Origin of the sequence: Brevibacterium antiquum CNRZ 918 (assembly GCF_900169145.1) — a bacterium.
Lineage (GTDB): Bacteria > Actinomycetota > Actinomycetes > Actinomycetales > Brevibacteriaceae > Brevibacterium > Brevibacterium koreense.
Genome location: NZ_FXZD01000002.1, coordinates 377,963 through 397,208 on the forward strand (window position 1 = coordinate 377,963; position 19,246 = coordinate 397,208).

At 62.0% G+C, this 19,246-nt stretch carries 18 protein-coding genes and 1 riboswitch; of the genes, 5 read left to right on the top strand and 13 right to left on the bottom strand.

Translation table 11 applies throughout. From position 1 onward, the window contains the following. Positions 1 to 20 precede the first annotated feature (20 nt). The 3 genes from BANT918_RS17920 to BANT918_RS04405 form a co-directional block, all read right to left on the bottom strand. Positions 21 to 152: a hypothetical protein gene (locus BANT918_RS17920; protein ID WP_267892065.1), complete on the bottom strand. Its 132-nt coding sequence runs from the start codon at positions 150 to 152 to the stop codon at positions 21 to 23. Between the two features lie 182 nt (positions 153 to 334). Next, positions 335 to 694: a DoxX family protein gene (locus tag BANT918_RS04400; protein ID WP_069599312.1), complete on the bottom strand. Its 360-nt coding sequence runs from the start codon at positions 692 to 694 to the stop codon at positions 335 to 337. Further along, on the bottom strand, positions 691 to 1,341 hold the full coding sequence (locus tag BANT918_RS04405) for a TetR/AcrR family transcriptional regulator (RefSeq protein ID WP_101619107.1): 651 nt from the start codon (positions 1,339 to 1,341) through the stop codon (positions 691 to 693). Before BANT918_RS04405 ends, BANT918_RS04400 begins: the two co-directional genes overlap by 4 nt. Positions 1,342 to 1,433: 92 nt before the next feature. On the opposite strand from BANT918_RS04405, the gene BANT918_RS04410 reads away from it, so the two are divergent. After that, on the top strand, positions 1,434 to 2,693 hold the full coding sequence (locus BANT918_RS04410) for an Nramp family divalent metal transporter (RefSeq protein WP_083248624.1): 1,260 nt from the start codon (positions 1,434 to 1,436) through the stop codon (positions 2,691 to 2,693). Here BANT918_RS04410 and BANT918_RS04415 read toward each other — a convergent pair. From BANT918_RS04415 to BANT918_RS04440, 7 genes are all read right to left on the bottom strand, one after another. Continuing rightward, positions 2,662 to 3,567, bottom strand: coding sequence for a metal ABC transporter permease (locus tag BANT918_RS04415; RefSeq protein WP_101619108.1), 906 nt, complete (start codon positions 3,565 to 3,567; stop codon positions 2,662 to 2,664). The genes BANT918_RS04410 and BANT918_RS04415 overlap by 32 nt on opposite strands. Then, positions 3,564 to 4,307, bottom strand: coding sequence for a metal ABC transporter ATP-binding protein (locus BANT918_RS04420; RefSeq protein WP_101619109.1), 744 nt, complete (start codon positions 4,305 to 4,307; stop codon positions 3,564 to 3,566). The genes BANT918_RS04415 and BANT918_RS04420 overlap by 4 nt, the downstream gene beginning before the upstream one ends. Next, positions 4,304 to 5,209: a metal ABC transporter substrate-binding protein gene (locus BANT918_RS04425; RefSeq protein WP_101619244.1), complete on the bottom strand. Its 906-nt coding sequence runs from the start codon at positions 5,207 to 5,209 to the stop codon at positions 4,304 to 4,306. The genes BANT918_RS04420 and BANT918_RS04425 overlap by 4 nt, the downstream gene beginning before the upstream one ends. 217 nt (positions 5,210 to 5,426) lie before the next feature. Then, positions 5,427 to 7,025: a lipase maturation factor family protein gene (locus tag BANT918_RS04430; protein WP_101619110.1), complete on the bottom strand. Its 1,599-nt coding sequence runs from the start codon at positions 7,023 to 7,025 to the stop codon at positions 5,427 to 5,429. 176 nt (positions 7,026 to 7,201) lie between these two features. Beyond that, positions 7,202 to 9,274 (bottom strand): choline BCCT transporter BetT, encoded by a 2,073-nt coding sequence (gene betT / locus BANT918_RS04435; RefSeq protein WP_233430348.1) that lies wholly within the window; start codon positions 9,272 to 9,274, stop codon positions 7,202 to 7,204. A gap of 6 nt (positions 9,275 to 9,280) precedes the next feature. Beyond that, complete coding sequence (locus BANT918_RS17670; protein ID WP_233430349.1) at positions 9,281 to 9,475, bottom strand: hypothetical protein; 195 nt, start codon at positions 9,473 to 9,475, stop codon at positions 9,281 to 9,283. Positions 9,476 to 9,660: 185 nt separating this feature from the next. Further along, positions 9,661 to 10,788, bottom strand: a complete 1,128-nt coding sequence (locus BANT918_RS04440) for a hypothetical protein (protein WP_101619111.1) — start codon at positions 10,786 to 10,788, stop codon at positions 9,661 to 9,663. A 170-nt stretch (positions 10,789 to 10,958) separates the two neighbouring features. On the opposite strand from BANT918_RS04440, the gene BANT918_RS04445 reads away from it, so the two are divergent. After that, on the top strand, positions 10,959 to 11,684 hold the full coding sequence (locus BANT918_RS04445; protein WP_101619112.1) for a metal-dependent transcriptional regulator: 726 nt from the start codon (positions 10,959 to 10,961) through the stop codon (positions 11,682 to 11,684). A 45-nt stretch (positions 11,685 to 11,729) separates the two neighbouring features. On the opposite strand, the gene BANT918_RS17165 is transcribed toward BANT918_RS04445, so the two are convergent. The 3 genes from BANT918_RS17165 to BANT918_RS04455 form a co-directional block, all read right to left on the bottom strand. Then, complete coding sequence (locus BANT918_RS17165) at positions 11,730 to 12,152, bottom strand: hypothetical protein (RefSeq protein WP_145996930.1); 423 nt, start codon at positions 12,150 to 12,152, stop codon at positions 11,730 to 11,732. A gap of 33 nt (positions 12,153 to 12,185) precedes the next feature. Next, positions 12,186 to 12,297, bottom strand: a riboswitch (SAM riboswitch). A gap of 146 nt (positions 12,298 to 12,443) precedes the next feature. Continuing rightward, positions 12,444 to 13,568, bottom strand: a complete 1,125-nt coding sequence (locus BANT918_RS04450; RefSeq protein WP_233430350.1) for a TM2 domain-containing protein — start codon at positions 13,566 to 13,568, stop codon at positions 12,444 to 12,446. Positions 13,569 to 13,660: 92 nt separating this feature from the next. Next, positions 13,661 to 14,101, bottom strand: coding sequence for a hypothetical protein (locus BANT918_RS04455; protein ID WP_145998059.1), 441 nt, complete (start codon positions 14,099 to 14,101; stop codon positions 13,661 to 13,663). Positions 14,102 to 14,402: 301 nt separating this feature from the next. On the opposite strand from BANT918_RS04455, the gene BANT918_RS04460 reads away from it, so the two are divergent. Genes BANT918_RS04460 through BANT918_RS04470 form a run of 3 tightly spaced genes read left to right on the top strand, consistent with a single transcriptional unit; the run spans position 14,403 to position 19,106 of the window. After that, positions 14,403 to 16,343: a hypothetical protein gene (locus tag BANT918_RS04460; RefSeq protein WP_101619115.1), complete on the top strand. Its 1,941-nt coding sequence runs from the start codon at positions 14,403 to 14,405 to the stop codon at positions 16,341 to 16,343. A gap of 1 nt (position 16,344) precedes the next feature. After that, positions 16,345 to 17,943: a type I restriction-modification system subunit M gene (locus tag BANT918_RS04465; RefSeq protein ID WP_101619116.1), complete on the top strand. Its 1,599-nt coding sequence runs from the start codon at positions 16,345 to 16,347 to the stop codon at positions 17,941 to 17,943. Next, the gene (locus BANT918_RS04470) at positions 17,940 to 19,106 is read left to right on the top strand and encodes a restriction endonuclease subunit S (RefSeq protein ID WP_208618008.1); all 1,167 of its coding nucleotides are present in this window, start codon (positions 17,940 to 17,942) and stop codon (positions 19,104 to 19,106) included. The genes BANT918_RS04465 and BANT918_RS04470 overlap by 4 nt, the downstream gene beginning before the upstream one ends. Positions 19,107 to 19,246 lie beyond the last annotated feature (140 nt).

Here is a 19,246-nt window from a genome sequence, read left to right on the forward strand (position 1 = left end):
CGCCATCGCCTTGGCGCAGGTCAGGTCAAATCCCAGGGTGGTTCGTCGGCGACGAGTCTGGAGCCGAGTGAGGCGAAGTCCCACCCGGTCATCACTGCGGTCTCGTGGATCCAAGCCCATCGGGCGTATCGGTCCTCTGCAGATTCGGTCACACTGCCAATCCTTCCAACTTCACGCCAACCATTCGGCCGCCCTAGCGGTCATTGTGGAGTTGCGTGCGAAAAATCGCCGATCGTCGAACGCAACTCCACAATGAAATCTACCGCAACGGCCCACCCGCCTCCACGGCCGAAGACAAATCTGTCAGGCGCGGGCACCGAGACGATTCTGCGGCTCAGACGAGGAAGCAGAAGACGAGGATGAGGATATTGAGCACGAGCATCCCCAGACAGTTGAGCCAGAAGTCACGGCCCACGTACCCGGCCCGCAGATGGGCGCCGGCGGCGGTGAGGAAGTAGACGATGAGGCCGACGATCGCAGCCAAGCCGAGGCCCGGGATCCAGAAGCCTGCGAGCAACCCGGCGGCCGCGAGAAACTTCACGACCGCGAGCACCCACCACCAATCACGGGGGAGTCCGACTCCGTTGAGGCAGTCGGCGATGACCTTCGGCGGCCAGAACGTCAGGAAGCCGTCGACGATGACGATGAAGGCCATCACCGCCACCGGCCACCAGGGATCGGGGAGCAGGCTCATACGGGTCTCCGCAACTGGGTGTGGAACGCGACGCTGTGCGAGAGGGCTTCGGTCGCCTCGTGCAAACTCATATCGCTGGCCGCCCATCGGAACAGGATGCCGAGGTAGGAGTCATAGAGTGCAGAGGCGCTCGCCAGTGCGTAGGCTTCGCTGATCCCGATCGAGATCAGGCTGGAGGACAGTTCGTCCTGCAGATCGGCCGCCAGGGTGTCGAACACCTGGGGCTTGCCGGCCACCCGCATCAGTGCCGCCGCGTAGTCCCTGGACAGGTCCTCGTGGGCGGCGAAGAATTCGAGAAACGGCAGGAAGATCCCCACCAAGTGGTTCTGCACCGCCGAGGTGGCCGCTGGCTTGGCATCGGTTCGTGCCGATGGTGTCGCCTCCGCGATGGCATGTGCCCGAGCCGGGAGGGTATAGGTCCCGGATTGGAGCGCTGCGATCCATCGGTCGTAGCAGCGGACGAGGAGGACGTCCTTGTCTCCGGCGGCCATCACTCTGCCTACGGACACCTCGGCGCGTTTAGCGATGCCTCTGACTGTTGTGGTCTTGTAGCCGAATTCGAGGAACAGATCGGCAGCGGCAGAGATGATCTTCTCCTCGGTTCTCAGGCGCCGATCCGTCCGTGAGTGAACATGTTCAGTGGGCATAGTCTGATCGTAGGCCTTTCCGTGTTGATTTGCCAGGTTCGGTTATAGGCAGACATGTTGCCCGAGGGCGCAAGTTAATGTACCTTAACTTTATGCACGTCGATCCACCGAACACCGGCACGGCCGCCACTGCTGCGCCCGCGAAGAAGGTCTCCATGTTCTTCCTTCTGGGGCCGGCCTTCGTCGCAGCGATCGCGTACGTCGATCCGGGCAATGTCGCCGCCAATCTCAGCGCGGGTGCCCAGTACGGATATCTGCTCGTGTGGGTCCTCGTCGCGGCCAACCTCATCGCAGTCCTCGTTCAGTATCTGTCGTCGAAACTCGGCCTTGTCTCCGGGCAGTCCCTGCCGAGCCTCCTCGGCGGCAGGCTGCGTCGCAGGTCCCGGCTGGCATATTGGGTGCAGGCGGAGATCGTGGCCATCGCCACCGACATCGCCGAGGTGATCGGCGGCGCCATCGCCCTGAAGATCCTCTTCGACCTGCCGCTCCTCCTGGGCGGAATCATCGTCGGCGTCGTGTCCCTGCTTCTGCTCTCGATCCAGTCCACCCGTGGTCAGCGTCCCTTCGAAACGGTGATCATCACCCTGCTGGCAATCATCGCCATCGGCTTTCTAGCAGGTCTGTTCGTCGGCGATGTGAATTGGGGACAAGCGGCAGGTGGAATCGTGCCCAGACTCGAGGGCACGAACTCGGTGGTGCTGGCCGCCAGCATGTTGGGTGCGACCGTGATGCCGCACGCGATCTACCTGCATTCGGCGTTGTCCGTCGACCGGCACGGCGCGGCGCCGCGTGCTTCGATTCCCCAACTGCTCAAGGCTACCCGGTGGGACGTCGTGGCCTCTCTCGTCATCGCGGGCTCGGTCAATATTGCGATGCTCCTGTTAGCCGCTGCCTCGCTGCGCGGTCAGGACGGGACCGACACGATCGAGGGTGCGCATGCGGTCGTGTCGGCCAACCTCGGCGAGGTTGTGGGTCTGTTCTTCGGCATCGGACTGCTCGCCTCCGGCTTGGCCTCGAGCGCAGTCGGATCCTATGCGGGGGCCTCCATCATGCAGGGGCTGCTGCGAGTCCAGGTCCCGATCGTGTGGCAGAGAGCGGTGACGATGATCCCGGCACTCATCATCTTAGGAATCGGGGCAGATCCGACCTGGTCGCTCGTCCTCAGCCAAGTCGTCCTCAGTCTTGGCATCCCCTTCGCGATGGTTCCCCTGGTCAGGCTGACGATGAACCGAACGGTGATGGGTCACTACGCGAACTCACGGATCATGACGATCGTTGCGATCTTCGCCTCAGGACTCATCATCGCCCTCAACGTCGTGCTCATCGTGCTCCTGGCTCTGGGCATCGACTGAAGTCGGCTTCGACCATCTCCCGTCGCCGCCTGTGCGCGGACAGGCGCCGCCCGATCAGACCGTGGCGGGGGCTGAAGAGGTAGACGAGGACGAAGACGCCACCTTGTGAGAGCACGACCATGCCGCCCGAGGCGGTGTCGATGTAGTAGCTGGCGTAGAGTCCGACCAGCGCACAGACGACCGAAATCGCCGGTGCGATGATCAGCATCCGCTGGAACCGGTCGGTGAGCAGGTAGGCGGTGGCGCCGGGGATGATGAGCATGGCGACGACGAGGACCACTCCGACGGCCTGCAGCGCGACCACGGAGGTCAGCGCGAGCAGACCCAGCAGCAGCGCTCCGAGGATCTTTGGGTTGAGGCCCAGGGCGTGAGCATGCGTGGGGTCGAAGGCGAAGAGGGTGAAATCGCGGTTCTTCGCCGCGAGCACCACCAGAGTGATGACGCCGAGGACGGACACCTGAAGCAGCTCGGAGGAGGAGACGCCGAGGAGGTTGCCGAAGATGATGTGGTTGAGATCCGTGTGTGAGGGAACGACGGAGATGAGCACGAGCCCAAGAGCGAACAGCGTCGTGAAAACGATTCCGATCGCGGCGTCCTCCTTGATCCGGCTCGTATCCCGCACGGCGCCGATGAGCCCGACGGCGAGGAATCCGAAGACCACAGCACCCAAGGCGAACGGAGCCCCGACGACGTAGGCGAGGACGACTCCGGGCAGCACGGCATGCGAAACCGCATCACCCATGAGCGACCAGCCGATGAGGACCAGCCAGCACGAGAGCACGGCGCAGACGATCGATGCGATGAGCGTGGTCGCCAGCGCGCGGAGCATGAAGTCATAGCTCATGGGTTCGAGCAGGAGGTGAACGGCGGTCATGCTGCTGCGCCTCTTTTCATCACGTCGAGACCGAACGCCAACGCGAGATTCTCGGGTCGGAGAACCTCCTGTGGCTCACCCTGGAGCAGAACCCTGCGCATGAGCAGGATCGCTTCGTCGGCCAGGTCCGGCAGGGCGTGCAGGTCGTGGGTGGACACGAGCACCGTGGCGCCGGCGGCGGCAAGTTCCCGAAGCAGGCGGGTGATCGTGGCCTCGGTGCGTTTGTCCACGCCGGCGAAGGGCTCATCGAGGAGGAGGATCGTGGCTCCCTGTGCGATTCCCCGGGCGACGAAGGCGCGCTTCTTCTGTCCGCCCGAGAGCTGACCGATCTGACGGTCGGCGTACTCGGTGAGTTCGACGCGTTCGAGAGCCCGATCGACCGCCTCGCGGTCGGCCCTCCTCCTGATGCGCAGCGGACCCATGTGTCCGTACCGGCCCATCATGACCACCTCCCGCACGGAGAGAGGGAAGTCCCAGTCGACGTCCTCACTCTGCGGAACGTAGCCGAGGATGCCGGCCCGCCGAGCCGAAGCAGTGGATTCGCCGTTGACGGCGACGGTGCCGAAGTCGGGGTCGGCCATGCCCATGATCGCCTTGAACAGCGTCGACTTTCCGGACCCGTTCATGCCGATCAGACCGCAGATCCGGCCCGGTTCGAGGGTGAAGGAAGCACGGTCGAGGGCCAAGACGGGCCCGTAGTGGACGGTCACTTCGTTGACGGCGATGGCGGGGGTGCTCATGAGTTCTCTCCTGTCAGGGCTTCGGTGATCACGGACGCGTCGTGACGGATGAGGTCGAGGTAGGTCGGGACCGGGCCGTCGGCCTCGGAGAGCGAATCGACGTAGAGGGTGCCGCCGAAGTCCGCGTCGGTGGCCTCGACGACCCGGTCCATGGGGGCCGGAGAGACCGTGGATTCGCAGAAGACTGCGGGCACGTCGTTGTCGTCGACGAATTCGATCGCCGAGGTGATCTGACCGGGTGTCGCCTGCGCCTCGGCATTGACCGGCCAGATGTACTTCTCGGTCAGCTCGGCATCTCTGGCGAGGTAGGAGAACGCGCCTTCGCAGGTGACAAGCGCCCGCTTCTTCTGCGGCAGTGCCGACAGGTCTGAGACGAGTTCGTCCTGGACCTCCTGCAGCTGGCCGTTGTAGGCCTCGGCGCGGTCGCTGTAGTCATCGGCGTGATCGGGGTCGAGCTCGCCGAATGCCCGGGCCATGTTCTGTGCGTAGATCTGCACATTGAGCGGACTCATCCAGGCGTGCGGGTTGGGTTTGCCGGCGTACGCGTCCGCGGTGATCGAGAGCTCCTCGACTCCTTCGCTGACGACGGCGTGAGGGACGTCGAGATCGTTGACGAACTGTTCGAACCACTGCTCGAGATTCAGCCCGTTGTCGAGGACGAGGTCAGCCTTCGATGCGCGGCGGATATCGCCTGGGGTGGGCTCGTAGCCGTGGATCTCGGCACCGACCTTGGTGATGGACTCGACCTCGAGGTGGTCACCCGCGACGTTCTCGGCGATGTCGGCGAGGACGGTGAAGGTGGTGAGGACGACCGGCTTCTCTCCACCGTTCGACTCGGTTGCCAAGCTGCTGGTACCGCACGCGCTGAGGCCGAGTACGAGAATGGACGCGGTGAGGGCCATCAGTGGGAGTGTGAGACGGCGGGATCTGAGGTGGGGCAAGGCGGCTCCTGGCACGAAGTCGGGTTCGGCACCAGCACCGGAGCCGAAAAGTTAATGTACATTAACTTTAAGCATTCGCGGGTGGAGTTTCAATTTCCTGCCTGCGCAAGTGTGCAATCGGAGTCAGGGGAGCCCCTGACCGGTTCGGTGGGAACCGCTGCCCGTTTCGGTGGAAACCTCAGTCCTTGCGCAGGGCTGTGGGCTCGACCATGGTGCGAGGATCAGAACGCACCCACCACGGCCGAGGCTGGCCCTCGTTCGCTGCCTGGCGTCGTTCCTCGTCTGTGGCGTAGCGGTAGGTGAAGACCCGCACGCGGATGAGCGCCGGTGCCTGGCCGTCGAAGGGATCCGGGCCCAACAGCTTCCGGATCAGTGGGTCGCCGGAGCCGATGCGTTCGAGCAGCGCGTAGAACCACGACTGCCGGTAGTCGCCGAGGGCGGCGAACCACATCAGCCAGTCCAGGCGCAGATGATAGGGCGCGACGATCGGTGAGCGCCGGGACACGTCACCGGGTTTGCCCTTGAAGACATACGGCCGCCAGCCTCCAGCGGTGTCCGCAGCATCGTCGTCGGCATCCGCATCGTCGTCGGCATCCGCGTGGTCGCTCGCATCAGGGTCGAGAGTGCCCTCGATGATGATCTCGTCCCGGGATTCGGTCATCGAACCGAAGGCACCATAGGCATTGCCCAGCCCCCACCGGTTGAAGCTGGCATTCATCAGCTGGTGCGGCGAGAACAGATTGCGCAGGGCAGGGACGTTGAGTGCGCACTGCCACACGACGAAGACGGCGACGAGGACGGCCCACCACAGGGGGAGAGCCGAGGACGACGTGAGCGCAGCGGGAGACGCGGATGATCCGACCGCCTCGGCGCCGGGCAATCCTGGCAGCCCCCACCCGGGCCACGGGCCGCCGAGAACCCAGCCGAGGAATGAGTCGCTGATCCCGGCAAATGCGAGCAGGATCGTCGCCCAGTTCAGCCAGGCGTAATTGCCGGTGATGACGAGTGCGAGCTGCGTGATGATGATGGCCAGCGCGGCGAAGGACGCGATGGGTTGGGGCAGGAAGAGCAGCCACGGTGCGCTGAGCTGGACGATATGGCTGCCCAGAGTCTCTCCTCGATGCCACCACCCGGGCATCAGGTGCGCACGGCGGCTGAGCGGATTGGGCATGGGCTGGGTCTGATGGTGATAGTCCATGGCGGACAGGTCCCGCCAGGAGCTGTCCCCGCGCATCTTGATCATGCCCGCCCCGAACTCGATGCGGACGACGAAGAACCGCAGGAGAAGGATCATCAGCAGAGGGGGTGCGACCTCGTGGGAGCCGAGGAATCCGACGAGGAAGCCCGCTTCGAGCAGGAGGGACTCCCAGCCGAAGCCGTAGAAGCGCTGTCCGATGCCCACGATCGAGAAGTAGAGCCACCACATCAGCCAGAACACTGGGATCATCGTCCACGCGGGCCCCGCCTGAGGGAGGCCGGCGATGACTGAGACGGCCAGCAGCATGCCGACGCCGCACACGATGCGCAGTCGACGATCGGTGTAGCGGGTGTGTTTCCACCGGAACAGCGTGGGTGCCTGCTTGGCGGTGGTGAGCTCGATGAAGCGCGGGGCTGGGGTCAGTCCGTGTTCGCCCAGCAGGGCGGGGAACTGGTTGAAAGCACTGAGGAAGGCGATGAAGAATAGGACGCCGAATCCGCGCTGGATGACTTCGCGGGCGATCGTGTAGTCCTCGGCTGATAAGAATGACAGCACCGTGGCGATGTCCACGGCGATCACCTCCCGGTTCGTGCGTCAGCGCGGTTCCCAACGGCCCTGCCTCGACTATGGTCCCAAGTACGGTGTCGTGCAATACCTGTCATGAATGCGCCGAGGCTGCCCCGGGGATCGGGGACAGCCTCGTTTGGCCCGGTTCGCCATAGACCGGAATCAGGGCTCGGGCATTGTGCCTTTGATCAAGTACGGTCGTGTACCGGTTCCGATGCCGGTTCCGGGTCGATCTCCTCGACCTCTTCCGCCGAGGTGGGAACAGCTGGAATCGAATCCGTGGCCGGGGGTGCCGGCGGAGTGACCACCGACTGGTACGAGTGCTCGTGGGAGTAGGCGAGGAACGACAGGTGGTTCTCGTAGCGGTCGAGGACGTCGTCGATGATCTGCTGAGAGCTCAGGCCCATCAGGTCGTAGCCTTCGGAGCCGGTCTGTGTGAAGACTTCGATTCGGAAGTACACGTCGTTGCCGCGAGGAGCATTGCGACCACCGAACGACGGGACATTGTGTTCGACCGCCGCGATCTGATACTGGAAGTTGCGCTGCTCGCCCATGTCGACGATGAGGGTGCTTTCCGTGATGCCCGATTCCGGGCCCGGCTCCTGTATCAGCTCGACCGTGTAGTCGAGCTCGCGGAACTCTGCGGCCACCGCTTCCAGGGCAGGTTCGACCACCTCGGAGACGAATCTGTCGACCGACTTCTTAGACGGGTACGAGCGCAGGGTCGCCAAGCGCTGCCGCCACGTCTTCTCCGGCGTCCTGCCGCCATGGACGGCGGTCGTCCGGCGCTTGCGGGTCCTGCCCTCCCGCTCGGCTCTCTCCATGCGCAGGACCTTGGAGAATGAGGCCATGACGAGATAGGCGATGATCGTCACGGGCAGTGCGAAGATCAGCGTCGCGTACTCCATCGTCGTCACTCCGCCGGCCACGAGCATGGCGATGGTCAGCACCGCGGTCACGACCGCCCAGAAGATCCGAAGCCATTTCGCGCCGTCCTCTTCGGGGTTGGGGATCGTGGAGGAGAAGTTCGACATCACCATGGCGCCCGAATTCGCGCTCGTGAGATAGAAGAGCAGCCCCGAGAGCGTCGCCAGCCCGATGAGGAAGGTCGCTCCGGGGAACATCTCGAGAAGGGCATACCAGCCCTGCTCCGGTGAGTCGATGGCGAGCTTCGCGAATTCGGAATTGCCGTCGAAGACCTCCGACAGGGCAGAGTTTCCGAAGATCGTCACGATGATGAAGTCGCAGAGCACCGGGGCGCTGATCGCGGCGATGACGAACTCGCGCAAGGTGCGACCACGGGAGATGCGGGCCAGGAACAGTCCGACGAAGGGACCCCAGGCCAGCCAGAAGGCCCAGAAGAACAAGGTCCACGCGCCCATCCACTCGGAGCCGTCGCTGACGTAGGCGAAGGTCGACAGGGTGCGTTCAGGCAGAGTGAAGATGAACCGGCCGATGTTCTCGACCATGGCGTTGAGCAGGAACGCGGTCTTGCCGGTGACGAGGATGTAGAGCATCATCGCGGCACAGGACCAGAGGTTGAGCTCGGAGACCAGACGGATGCCCTTGTCCACGCCCGAGGTGCAGGCGGCGACCGTCATGATGACGGCGACGAGCACGAGGCCGATCTGGAGGGCGAGTCCTTGGGGCAGTCCGAAAAGCGTCGAGAAGCCGACGTTGAGCAGGACGACGCCGATGCCCATCGAGGTGGCCACACCGAAGACGGTGCCGACGAGGGCGAAGATGTCGATGACGTCACCGGTGGCTCCGCGCACCCGCTTGCCCAGCAGCGGGTAGAGGACCGCACGGATCGACAGGGGCATGCCCCAGCGATAGGCGAAATAGCCCATGGCGATGCCGAGCAGCGAGTACATCGACCAGCCGGCGATGCCGTAGTGGAACATCGTCCACACCACGGCATCCTGAGCGGCGGCCGCGGATTCGGGATCGGCATTGACCGGCTGGAGGAACTGGGTGATCGGTCCCGTCACAGAGTAGAAGAGCATGTCGATGCCCACGCCCGCGGCGAAGAGCATCGCGACCCAGGTGAAGAGATTGTATTGCGGCCTGGAATGGTCGGGCCCCAGCCGGACGGAGCCTTCCTTCGACAAGGCGACCCACAGGACGAAGACGATGACGACGGTGACCGTGACGACATAGAACCAGCCGAGGTTGACCGAGATCCAATCGACAGCGGCCTTCATCGTCGACTGAGCCGTGTCCGGCATGAGCATCGCCCAGATCGAGAAGGCGAGGATCACCGCCGATCAGATGAGGAAGACCTTCCAATTGACGCGGGATCCCCGCTCGTCCGTGAGTTCCGCGGGGCCGCGGCTCATCTCCGTGCTGGAGATCGGAGGGAGCTTCTCGGGGTCGACGTCTCGGGAGGGCCTGTCGGTTCCGCCGAAGAGCTCGCGCTCGACGATCGGCCGCTTCATCTTCTCATCGTTGGGATCCTGCACGCATAACCTCCGGTCGGAAACTCTGGACTCGCCCAAAAGGGCACCGACCAATACTAAACTCTCGGAACTTTGTCAGCGACTCCACCCCCGGTTTTCAGGACGGAGTCGTTACTGTGCGGTAAGTCGTGCAGGGTGCGATTTCCGCTCTGCAGAGGAGTTCGGCGAGGTCAGCCACGGTCGCTGTGTCAGCGGCGAACCTTTCCGGTGCGTGCGAGGAAGGTGATCGCCTCGGCGAAGGCTCGAGACTGTTCGGGGTCTCCGCCGACGACGCGCATGGCCTGACGATCGCGGAAGTGCGCGGTGGTCATGAGGTCATGGCCCACTCGTTCCGATGTGCCTCCGGACAGCTGCCCAGGACTGGCCTGTTCGAGGATGAAGGTCCGATCTGATCCGAGGATCGAGGCACGCACGAACCTCTGATCCGTGGCGATGAGGAGCTGGGGTTCCGGGGTTCTATCGCTTCTGAAGTGCATGAGCAGACGCTCACCGGGTTCGAGCAGATCCACCGGAGGACCACCTCGGCCGGGCCCGCCCTGATTCACCTTGTGTGCACCGAATTTTGTCGCCCGCCTGCGTGCTCGAGGACTTTGATGGGGATGAGCGGCGTCGTATCGGGCGACGCGGACGCGAGCCCACACGTGGGTGCCGATCGAGGCACACAGGCTCAGTGGGAACACCAGAGCGGCTAGGGTCAGGATCCTGTCCGTGGGTCCGTTCGCCATGAAGATGAAGCCGATGGTGAGGCCGATGCCGACGATGAACATGACGATGAGGGATGTGATGGTGATCCCCGGATGGTCGCGGTTGAACGCCTCGGCGATGGCGGCGAACATGAATCCGATGTTCGCAGCGGACCAACATGTAAGGAAGAGTGCGAAGGCGGGCAGCGCCGAAGAGGCGTAGTCGCCCCACATCGTGCCCGGAGTACCCGGAAATTCGGCGAAAGTGTGCCAGAGGAACACCGAGGCCGCGGAAAATGCGGCGAAGACCGGTCCCACGGAAAGGACCTTGTACCAGGGTTGCCGGATGAAGCCAGTGTAGGAGTCGGGAGCCCGTGGGATATGAGAGTCGGCAGCCGCCTTAGCCTTCGAGGGTGTCGAGTCGTCCTCATCGAAGAAGATGATCGCGATGGAGTGGTAGAGACCGAGCAGGCCGAAGCACACCGGGGCGGCATCTTCAGGGTCGAAGTCCCTGAAGTGGCCCGCACGGGGGTCCAAGCCGGCATTCGTCAAAGCGAAGATGATCAGCATGAAGACGGCGAGCGCCACCGCGAAGAGCATCGTCGTGCTGAACTTGTGCGTTCTGAACCTCATACTGTGATTCTTCCATTTCGTTTCGGCACAGGAGGCGAGGGAATGTTCCAGATCTGTGTCGCGACGACGTCTGGCCGGCAGTCCGCCGCACGCCCGGCCCCGCCTCGACCTCGCCTCGACCTCGAATTTGAACCTATTGGCGGTCTCGGCACATCGGATACTCTGATTGCATGCGTGCAGGCGAAGTCTCCGAGGTCAGCCAGGACTACCTCAAAGCGATCTGGTCGGCCCAGGAATGGGGCGGAGAGCCGATGACCGCAACGGAGCTGGCGAACCGCTTCGGCACCACGAAGGCCAACGTCACCGAGGTGCTCAAACGACTCGACGAGCTCGGTCTCATCGTCCGGGTGCCCTACCGCCCGCCCGTTCTCACCCCTGCCGGGGAGAAGGTCGCCCTGTCCATGGTGCGTCGGCACAGGCTGCTCGAGACCTTCCTCGTCGAATCGCTGGGCTATGGCTGGGACGAGGTCCACGACGAGGCGGAGATCCTCGAACATGCGGCCTCTGACCGGCTCGTCGATCGCATCGACGCGTTCCTCGGCCGTCCTCAGGCAGATCCCCACGGTGATCCGATTCCCGATCCCGAGGGGCAGATCGAATCACACGACTCCTCGATCCTCCTCACCGAGGCGGGGCCCGGGTCCTACGAGGTCATCCGGGTCTCGGATGCCGATCCCGCAGTGCTCGCCCACCTCGCCGAGGCGGGGGTCGTCCCGGGTGCCCGGATAGACGTCTTCGATGGGGAAGGCAGTGGGCCGGTACGGGCTGCGGTCGGGGCCGAACCGAACGACATGTGTTGGACCGCAGCGGAGCAGACCGAAGCGGGCCATACCGAGGCGAAGCAGGTTGAGGTGGAGCGCACGGTCGCCTCGGCGGTGTATCTGACGAGGGCCTGACGCCCCAGCCCTGCCCTGATGACCCTGAGGACGAGATCAGGCTGGTCAGCGCGATTTCGCAAATAGGAGCACCAGCTCGGCCGCCGTTCCCGGGGCACATCCGTCATTGAGCACAAGGCGAGGCCACTCGTGCCACAGTTCGGGCTCGAAGGGTGTGCCTGGAACGTAGTTGCGGTAGGCGATTCTGCGATGGTGAGGATGCGATGTGAACGAGACCGGGTCGATTGATCGCAGAACCTGGAAGAGCGAGCGGTATAGGACAGGAGTGAAGCCGCAGGCGCGGGCCTGATCGGCTGTTCTCGCCCAGTCCGGTCCGGCGACCGGGGTGCCGCGTGTCACGGCCTCCGACATCTGTGCCTTGATGCTGGCTCGCAGAGGTTGGGGAGAATGGTGGAGGAGAGCTCGGGCCCATTGGAGGGATTCCTCCGGGGAGAATCCTGGCCAGTTCTCGTTAGTGTCAAGTGACATGACGGCACCCGTTTCTCGGGCGCATCGCGCCCGGATCGAATCTTGCCAGCACCACGTGGTGCTGACCCGTTCTTTCCCTGGGGCACCCGGTCGATGACGGGTTGCCGCGTGGCCGGCCAGGTACCGATAGCCACGACTCGTGAACGTGTGAATGATCCTATCCGACCGCACTGACACAGGGGATCTGCTTGGCGGCTGTCAGGGATGCCTCGGGCTGTTGGGCCCAAGGCTGAACAGTGCACTGGATGCGATCGCTGAGTGCTCAACGATCGCATCCAAGTCAGTGATCGCCTATTTGGTGATCAGGCTCCATTCGCCGTCCGCGTTGACGGTGATTAGCGACGGGCCTTCGGACAGTGGAACGGTTCCTTCATACGTTCCGATCTCATTGATGAGCAGGCCCATCGAGAAGGAGTCGGCATCTTCCTGGACGACGAAGTTGGAATCACCGGCGTGAGTAGCTCTCAGTTGAGCAGCTGTGCCTGCATAGAGGAACGCGTTGTCCCCTGTGCCTGCCGACTCGAGCTCAGGTGCGGCAGAGATGGGAGCGATATCAATGGTCCAATCCCCGTCCGAAGTCACCTGCAGCGTTGAGGCCTCGCTGAAGGCGTTGATGCCGAATGCCGTTGCTCCTTCATACGAGCCGATCTCGTTGACCAAAAGGTCCCCAGTCGACTGATTGGATTCGTCGAGGACATCGATGACGAAGTTGCCACTGCCAGTGTTGTTTGCAATGACGAGTCCAGCGCTCGCCTCGGCTGGAATCGAGATGATCGAATCGCCGGAACCACTCTCGTTGATCTCCTCGAACGTTCCGTACTTGTCGTCGGCCCACGAAGCGGCGTCGACGCTCTCCTCCATAGGCTCAGGTGCTGACTCTTCAGCCACAGCTTCCTCAACTGCAGGCTCTTCCTCTGGTGGAGCATCGTTGGCCGGCTGTTCCTCTGCGACTGGTGGAGTGCTGACATCTGCACCGTTGCTGCCGGCGATGCTTCCTCCGATGATCCCTACTACGAGGAAACCCGCGGTCACGGCGAACGCCATGGTCCGATGCTGTCTGTATCCCGATAGCGGACGTCGGGTCTTGTCCGTGGTTTTGCCCGCCAGTACAACGACGACATCGACGAGCCACCAGATTCCGAAGCCCGCCAGTGTGATGAGCTTAAGGATGCCCGTGCCAACCTTTCCAAGATAGAACCGGTCAACCCCGAAGAAACCGAAGAACCACGCAAACAGCCAAGTCAGGACGAAACTCTTCTCCGATTCCTGATCAGATTTGGGCGGGTACGTTCCGACGTGCTGCATTCCTGGCGGCATCGGCTGGTGCTGCACATGCGGCGCAGGCGTCGAACGAGACTGTCGGTGGCCGGTTGAGTCAGTGGGGCTGCTCCCCGGCTCCTGCTGATCGTGTCTCATGTTTCCTCCTAGTTGGTGAGTGGATGGTGTAGAACCGTACTCATACACCTGCGTGACATGCCGCTGGTCTGCTCGCGTGTGTTTCTGTAGGCCTACGACTCAGGAACGTATTCGAAGATCGCTCCGAGTCCGTCATCGGGGTGGTAGTTCCAAGAAACGGTGAATGAGTCCCAATCCGCAGTCTGTGTCCCATCGAGCGCACGAGTCTGTCCCATTCGTGAACTCACGGAGTCAGGCATTCCCAGGGCGTCGCCGAGGCAGTGCACGTCGGTGATATCCGGGCCGAAGTATTTGCCGGCCCCACTGACGTCGATACTCATCTTGTCGGCGCTGAGAGTGGCACCGTCGACTGAATCGAGTGTGCAGGTTTCGTATGCGTCCGCGATCAGGCCCGCCTTCGCCGCGTGATCGTTAGCGGCGGCAAGTGAGTTGACGCCGACGACTCCTCCGACGAGACCCACTCCGAGCAGGAAGCCAATTGCAATGCCTCCGAGCCCGAACCAAATGTGCTTCCGGGCTCGAGGTGGAGTCACCGGCGACGGAGAGAGCGAAGTGTTGTGGAACTGCTCGGGTTCATGGCCGCCCGGCTGATGCGGCCCACTCTGGTGATACGGATGAGGTGCTGGATCTGAGTTCATCATGACCGTTCTGCTGAGTCGGAGAGTGAAAGGACGAACGCTCGCCGTTCGCTACTGACCCAGTTCAATTCAGATCGAAGGAGTTACGCAACGGAAACACTGTTAAGTGGGCTTAACAGTGAAGCGAGATAGATATGTCTAGGGGCCTGTCTATGATTGAGCTATCGATGGATGCACAATCTGGAGGGGAGGCGCAATGGGCGAAACATTGATGACGATGCAAGATATTGCTGATTTGGCAGGAGTCACCCGACCGGCCGTTTCTCAGTGGCGCAGGCGGACCAAGGTCAGAGGCCGCGATGTTCCCTTTCCTCAGCCTTCGTACGACCCGGGCGGTCGAGAGCTCTTCGAGACCCGAGAAGTCGTCGACTGGCTGCGCAGCACTGGTCGCGGCAATAACGCAGAATTCGCCGAGGACGCGCCTGCTGCAGGAATCCCCGCTGGAGTGACTTTCGACCAGTCTCTGATTCTTCTGTGCCTCAGGGACAACTCGGAAGACGACCTGAGCAATCTGGACGAATCGACATTAGTTGAGATTGCGATGTCCATTGATCCTGCCGACGGCGTAGTGCTGAGCGAAGCGATTGATGGGAACTTTCCCGCCGCTGCTCTGGAGTTCGTCGACGACCTCTATTCGGCTTCGTATGGTGCACCAGACGCTCTCGATCGATTGGAATCGGGGCAGTTGGGGAGAAATCAGGAACGCCGGGGATTCAGTGGCGAATTGGTTGACATCGTCGCCGCCGTCGTCGATGGAATGGTCGCTCATGCCGACCTCTCAACCGGTGGAGTCGAACCGCCCGGTGCTGGAAGGTTCGTCCTCGCATGTGAGGACCTCGATCTTCTTGCCATTGCGCAAAACTTGGCTGGTTTGGACTCGCATGGCAGAACCGATTCCTCTCAGCTGCGTGACTTGCGCCGACGAGCGCTCCTACGAGGATGGCTCGCTCTCGATGTCGATCAGCCGAAGGTGACTGTGACTTCCGTCCATGGATGGGAACGCACCGCGGCTCTTGAACAACTCGATCACGTAGTTCTTGATCTGGAACCCTTCGAATATGCGATCATTGCCGGTTCGGCTGATCTGCTGTGCGACCGGCTCGAAGGCACTGCTGAACGTCATCGATCGGAGTCACTGCGCGGAAGCAGGTCCGCCAATCATGGCCCGTTGGTGGGAGCCCTTCGACTGCCCCGGGGGCTGTGGAAGCATGCTCCACGGCAGAATAGCGGACTGTGGATCCTCAAGGGGCAGGCCGGTATTGCTCGTCCCTGGGTAGCCGATCTGACCGAGACAGAGATCGACTCGGGCGAGCTTGCTGCTGATATCGCAGGTGTGCTCGCAACAAGTTCTGCACCGAACGAGTTGCCTGCCCGCGCCTTTCGCTATGTCAGAGCCCGTGACATTCGGTCGATCCTCAGAGGCGAAGCAGTCGTGCCTCCTGGTACTCGGGCAGTGAGCTTCGCATCCGATCGATATGACTTCATCAATGATGTGCGTGCGGCCTCGATCGAAACTGCCGAAGCGACCGACCTCTTCGACATCTATGTCAACGATCGCCCCGCCTCGGTGGTGGTGGGATCGACGTCGCTGGGAGCAATGATCGAAAGCGGTACGATCACTCGACACAGCGGGAGCCGAATCGACGGCGCGTGGGCCGAGGCCTCCGGCACGGTACCCGTCGTCGATGCCCGAAAGAGCGGCGAAGTTTTCCGGGTCGACGCGTTCGTCGCCGAGAACTCATTTCGCCGCAGCATAAGGACCCTGCCGGGAGACGTCGTCTGCTGTTCGAACCCGCCGACGGCGTGGGTTGATGGCCGCGGAGGTTCACTTGTGTTCACTCCGAACAAGATCCTCAGGCTTGGCGACGATGCTCGTATCGGTCCACACACCTTGGCCGCAGTCATCAACGATGCGAGGTTCAAGGAGTATGCGAATTGGCAGGTTCCGAGCGTCCCGGTCGACCAGGTGGAGGCGGTAGAAGACGCAATGCGGAGATTGAGCGAGTATCGACAACAATTGCAGATGAAGGAACGTGCCGCGATGAAGTTGGGACATGCGCTCTTGAGTGGTGTCGCATCCGGGACGATGGAACTGATGGAGAGCAGCCTTGAGCCGCAGACATCACATGGAAGGTGAAATGGCAACGAAGAAGACCGCCGTCGCTGAGCCGACGACGATGAACGAACTCAAAGCGACCCTGTGGAAGGCGGCAGACCGGCTGAGAGGCTCGCTGAGTGCCAATCAGTACAAAGACGTGATCCTCGGACTCGTCTTCCTCAAATACGTCTCGGACGCCTTCGAAGAAGAGCAGTCCATCCTTCGCGCCGAGTATGAGGCCCAGGGGATTGAAGAGGAGGACATTGCCGAGCTTCTGCTCGACACCGACACCTACGTCGGTGAAGGCATCTTCCTCGTCTCCGAAGCCGCACGGTGGACCTTTCTGGCCGAGAATGCCAAGGGCCGGGCCCCGTCGGGAGCCGAGGCCGGAAGAACCATCGGTGCACTGATCGATGAGGCGATGGACCAGCTGATGAGGGACAATCCGTCTCTCAGGGGAACCCTGCCGCGACTGTACAACAAGGACAATATCGACCAGCGTCGGTTGGGTGAGCTCGTCGACCTGTTCAGCAGCACGCGCTTCTCCCGACAGGGCGAGCACAAGGCTCGCGATCTCATGGGTGAGGTGTACGAGTACTTCCTCGGCGAGTTCGCGCGGGCGGAGGGTAAGCGCGGTGGAGAGTTCTTCACCCCGCGACCGGTGGTGCGCACGATGGTCGAGATCCTCGAACCCTACAGCGGTCGAGTCTATGACCCGTGCTGTGGCTCGGGCGGCATGTTCGTCCAGTCCGAGAAGTTCATCGAGGACAACAACGGCGATCCGCGCGAGATCGCCGTCTATGGGCAGGAATCCATCGAGGAGACCTGGCGGATGGCAAAGATGAACCTCGCGATCAACGGGATCGAGGTCCAGGGCCTCGGAGAGAAGTGGGGCGATACCTTCGCCCGCGATATCCACGCGGACACGCAGATGGACTACGTCCTCGCGAATCCTCCGTTCAACCTCAAGGTCTGGGCGCGCAGCGAGGAGGATCCCCGGTGGACTTTCGGCGTGCCGCCGGAGAAGAACGCGAACTATGCGTGGATTCAGCACATCCTGTCCAAGCTCAATGATTCGGGCAAGGCCGGCGTGGTCATGGCGAATGGGTCGATGTCGTCGAACACCGGTGGCGAGGGCGACATTCGCGCCCAGATTGTCGAGGCGGATCTGGTGTCGTGCATGCTGGCACTGCCGACCCAGTTGTTCCGGTCGACGGGTATTCCGGTGTGTGTCTGGTTCTTCGCGAAGAAGAAGGGGGCCCGAGCCGGCGAAGTGCTGTTCATCGATGCCCGCGACATGGGGCACATGATTTCCCGGGCTGAGCGGTCTTTGTCCAATGAAGACATCGAAAAGATCGCCGGTACCTTCCACGCGTGGATTGATTCTCCTTCCGCCGAGGCGGCCGGGCGTGAGTACGAAGACGTTCCCGGATTCTGCCGCACAGTGCCGTTGGCCGAGATCAAAGAGGCCGGATACGCACTGACGCCTGGGCGGTATGTCGGTGCTGTTCCGGTGGCCGAAGACCTCGAACCGATCGATGAGAAGATCGCGCGGCTCAAAGGCGAATTGTTCGAGGCTTTCGACGAATCGGCCCGGCTGGAGAAGGTCGTCCGCGAGCAGTTGGAGCGTCTGGGATGAGCGAAATGTCAGATCTCTTGTTTAGGGACATCGGTGAGCTGTTCGACGGGCCTCATGCAACCCCGAAGCGCATCGACGAAGGACCTTATTTTCTGAATATCTCTAGTCTCGATGCCGGAAGACTCGACCTGAGCCAATCCGATCATGTATCCGACGAAGAGTTTAAGAAATGGACCAGACGTGTTACCCCGCAAGAAGACGATTTGTTGTTTTCATATGAGACGCGCCTAGGCGAAGCTGCATTGATGCCGGGCGGCGTTGCTGCGTGCCTCGGTCGGCGAATGGCCCTATTGCGTCCTGATCGCGAAAGGATCGTTCCTCGGTTCTTACTCTACTATTATCTCAGTCCGCATTTTCAAGATCTGATTCAGCAGCGACAGATTCAAGGTGCGACAGTGCCAAGGATCGGGCTTGCAACGATGGGCGAATGGCCAATTTCAATCCCGAGCCTAGAAAACCAGCGCGCGATATCTGATGTCCTCGGCGCCCTCGACGACAAAATCGCCGCCAATGAACGTGTATCTTCCACGTTGGATAATCTTATTCGCTTCGAATACTTGTCTCTGAAGGGCGAACCTGTGCCTCTTGGAGGCTTGGCCAAGAACGTCCGTGACCAGGTTAAGCCCGAGGTTGTGGACGGTGAGGCAATCTATCTTGGACTTGAACACCTCCCGCGCGAGCATTTTTGGGTGACAGGCCACGGGAACACAAGCGAAATAACGAGCGCCAAGTCCAGGTTCGAAGAAGGCGATGTGCTCTTTGGGAAGCTGCGCCCTTACTTTCATAAGGTTGTTTCGGCTCCGTTCGGTGGTGTGTGCTCGACTGACGTTTTGGTGATCCGGGCAATGGAATCGGATCTGGCTGGTTTGATTCTTGCCGCGGTTGGAAGTAAAGAAACTGTGGCGGCGGCAGTATCTTCTTCAGAAGGCACGAGGATGCCTCGAACGAGTTGGAAAGATTTGTCAGATACTAGCATCCGCTGGCCCGGCCGCAGTGTGGCCGAAAGCTTCAGCCATGAAGTGCAGCGGCGGGCAGATTTGGCAGCCAAGCTGGGGGCAGAGTCCCGAGCTCTCGCCCGCGCCCGCGACGAGCTGCTCCCGCTCTTGATGTCCGGCAAGATCACAGTGAAGGACGCGGAGAAAGTGGTGAGCGACGTGGTCTGAGTCTTGAGGTGGAGATCCGTAGCTCACCCTTGAGAGCGGAGTTCATCTACGCCTTTTCATCTACTTGGACAACTGGGGTGAGTAGCTTGTCCCAGTTGTCTAAGTAGCTGATACAGTAACGGCCAAGTAGGTTGAACGAG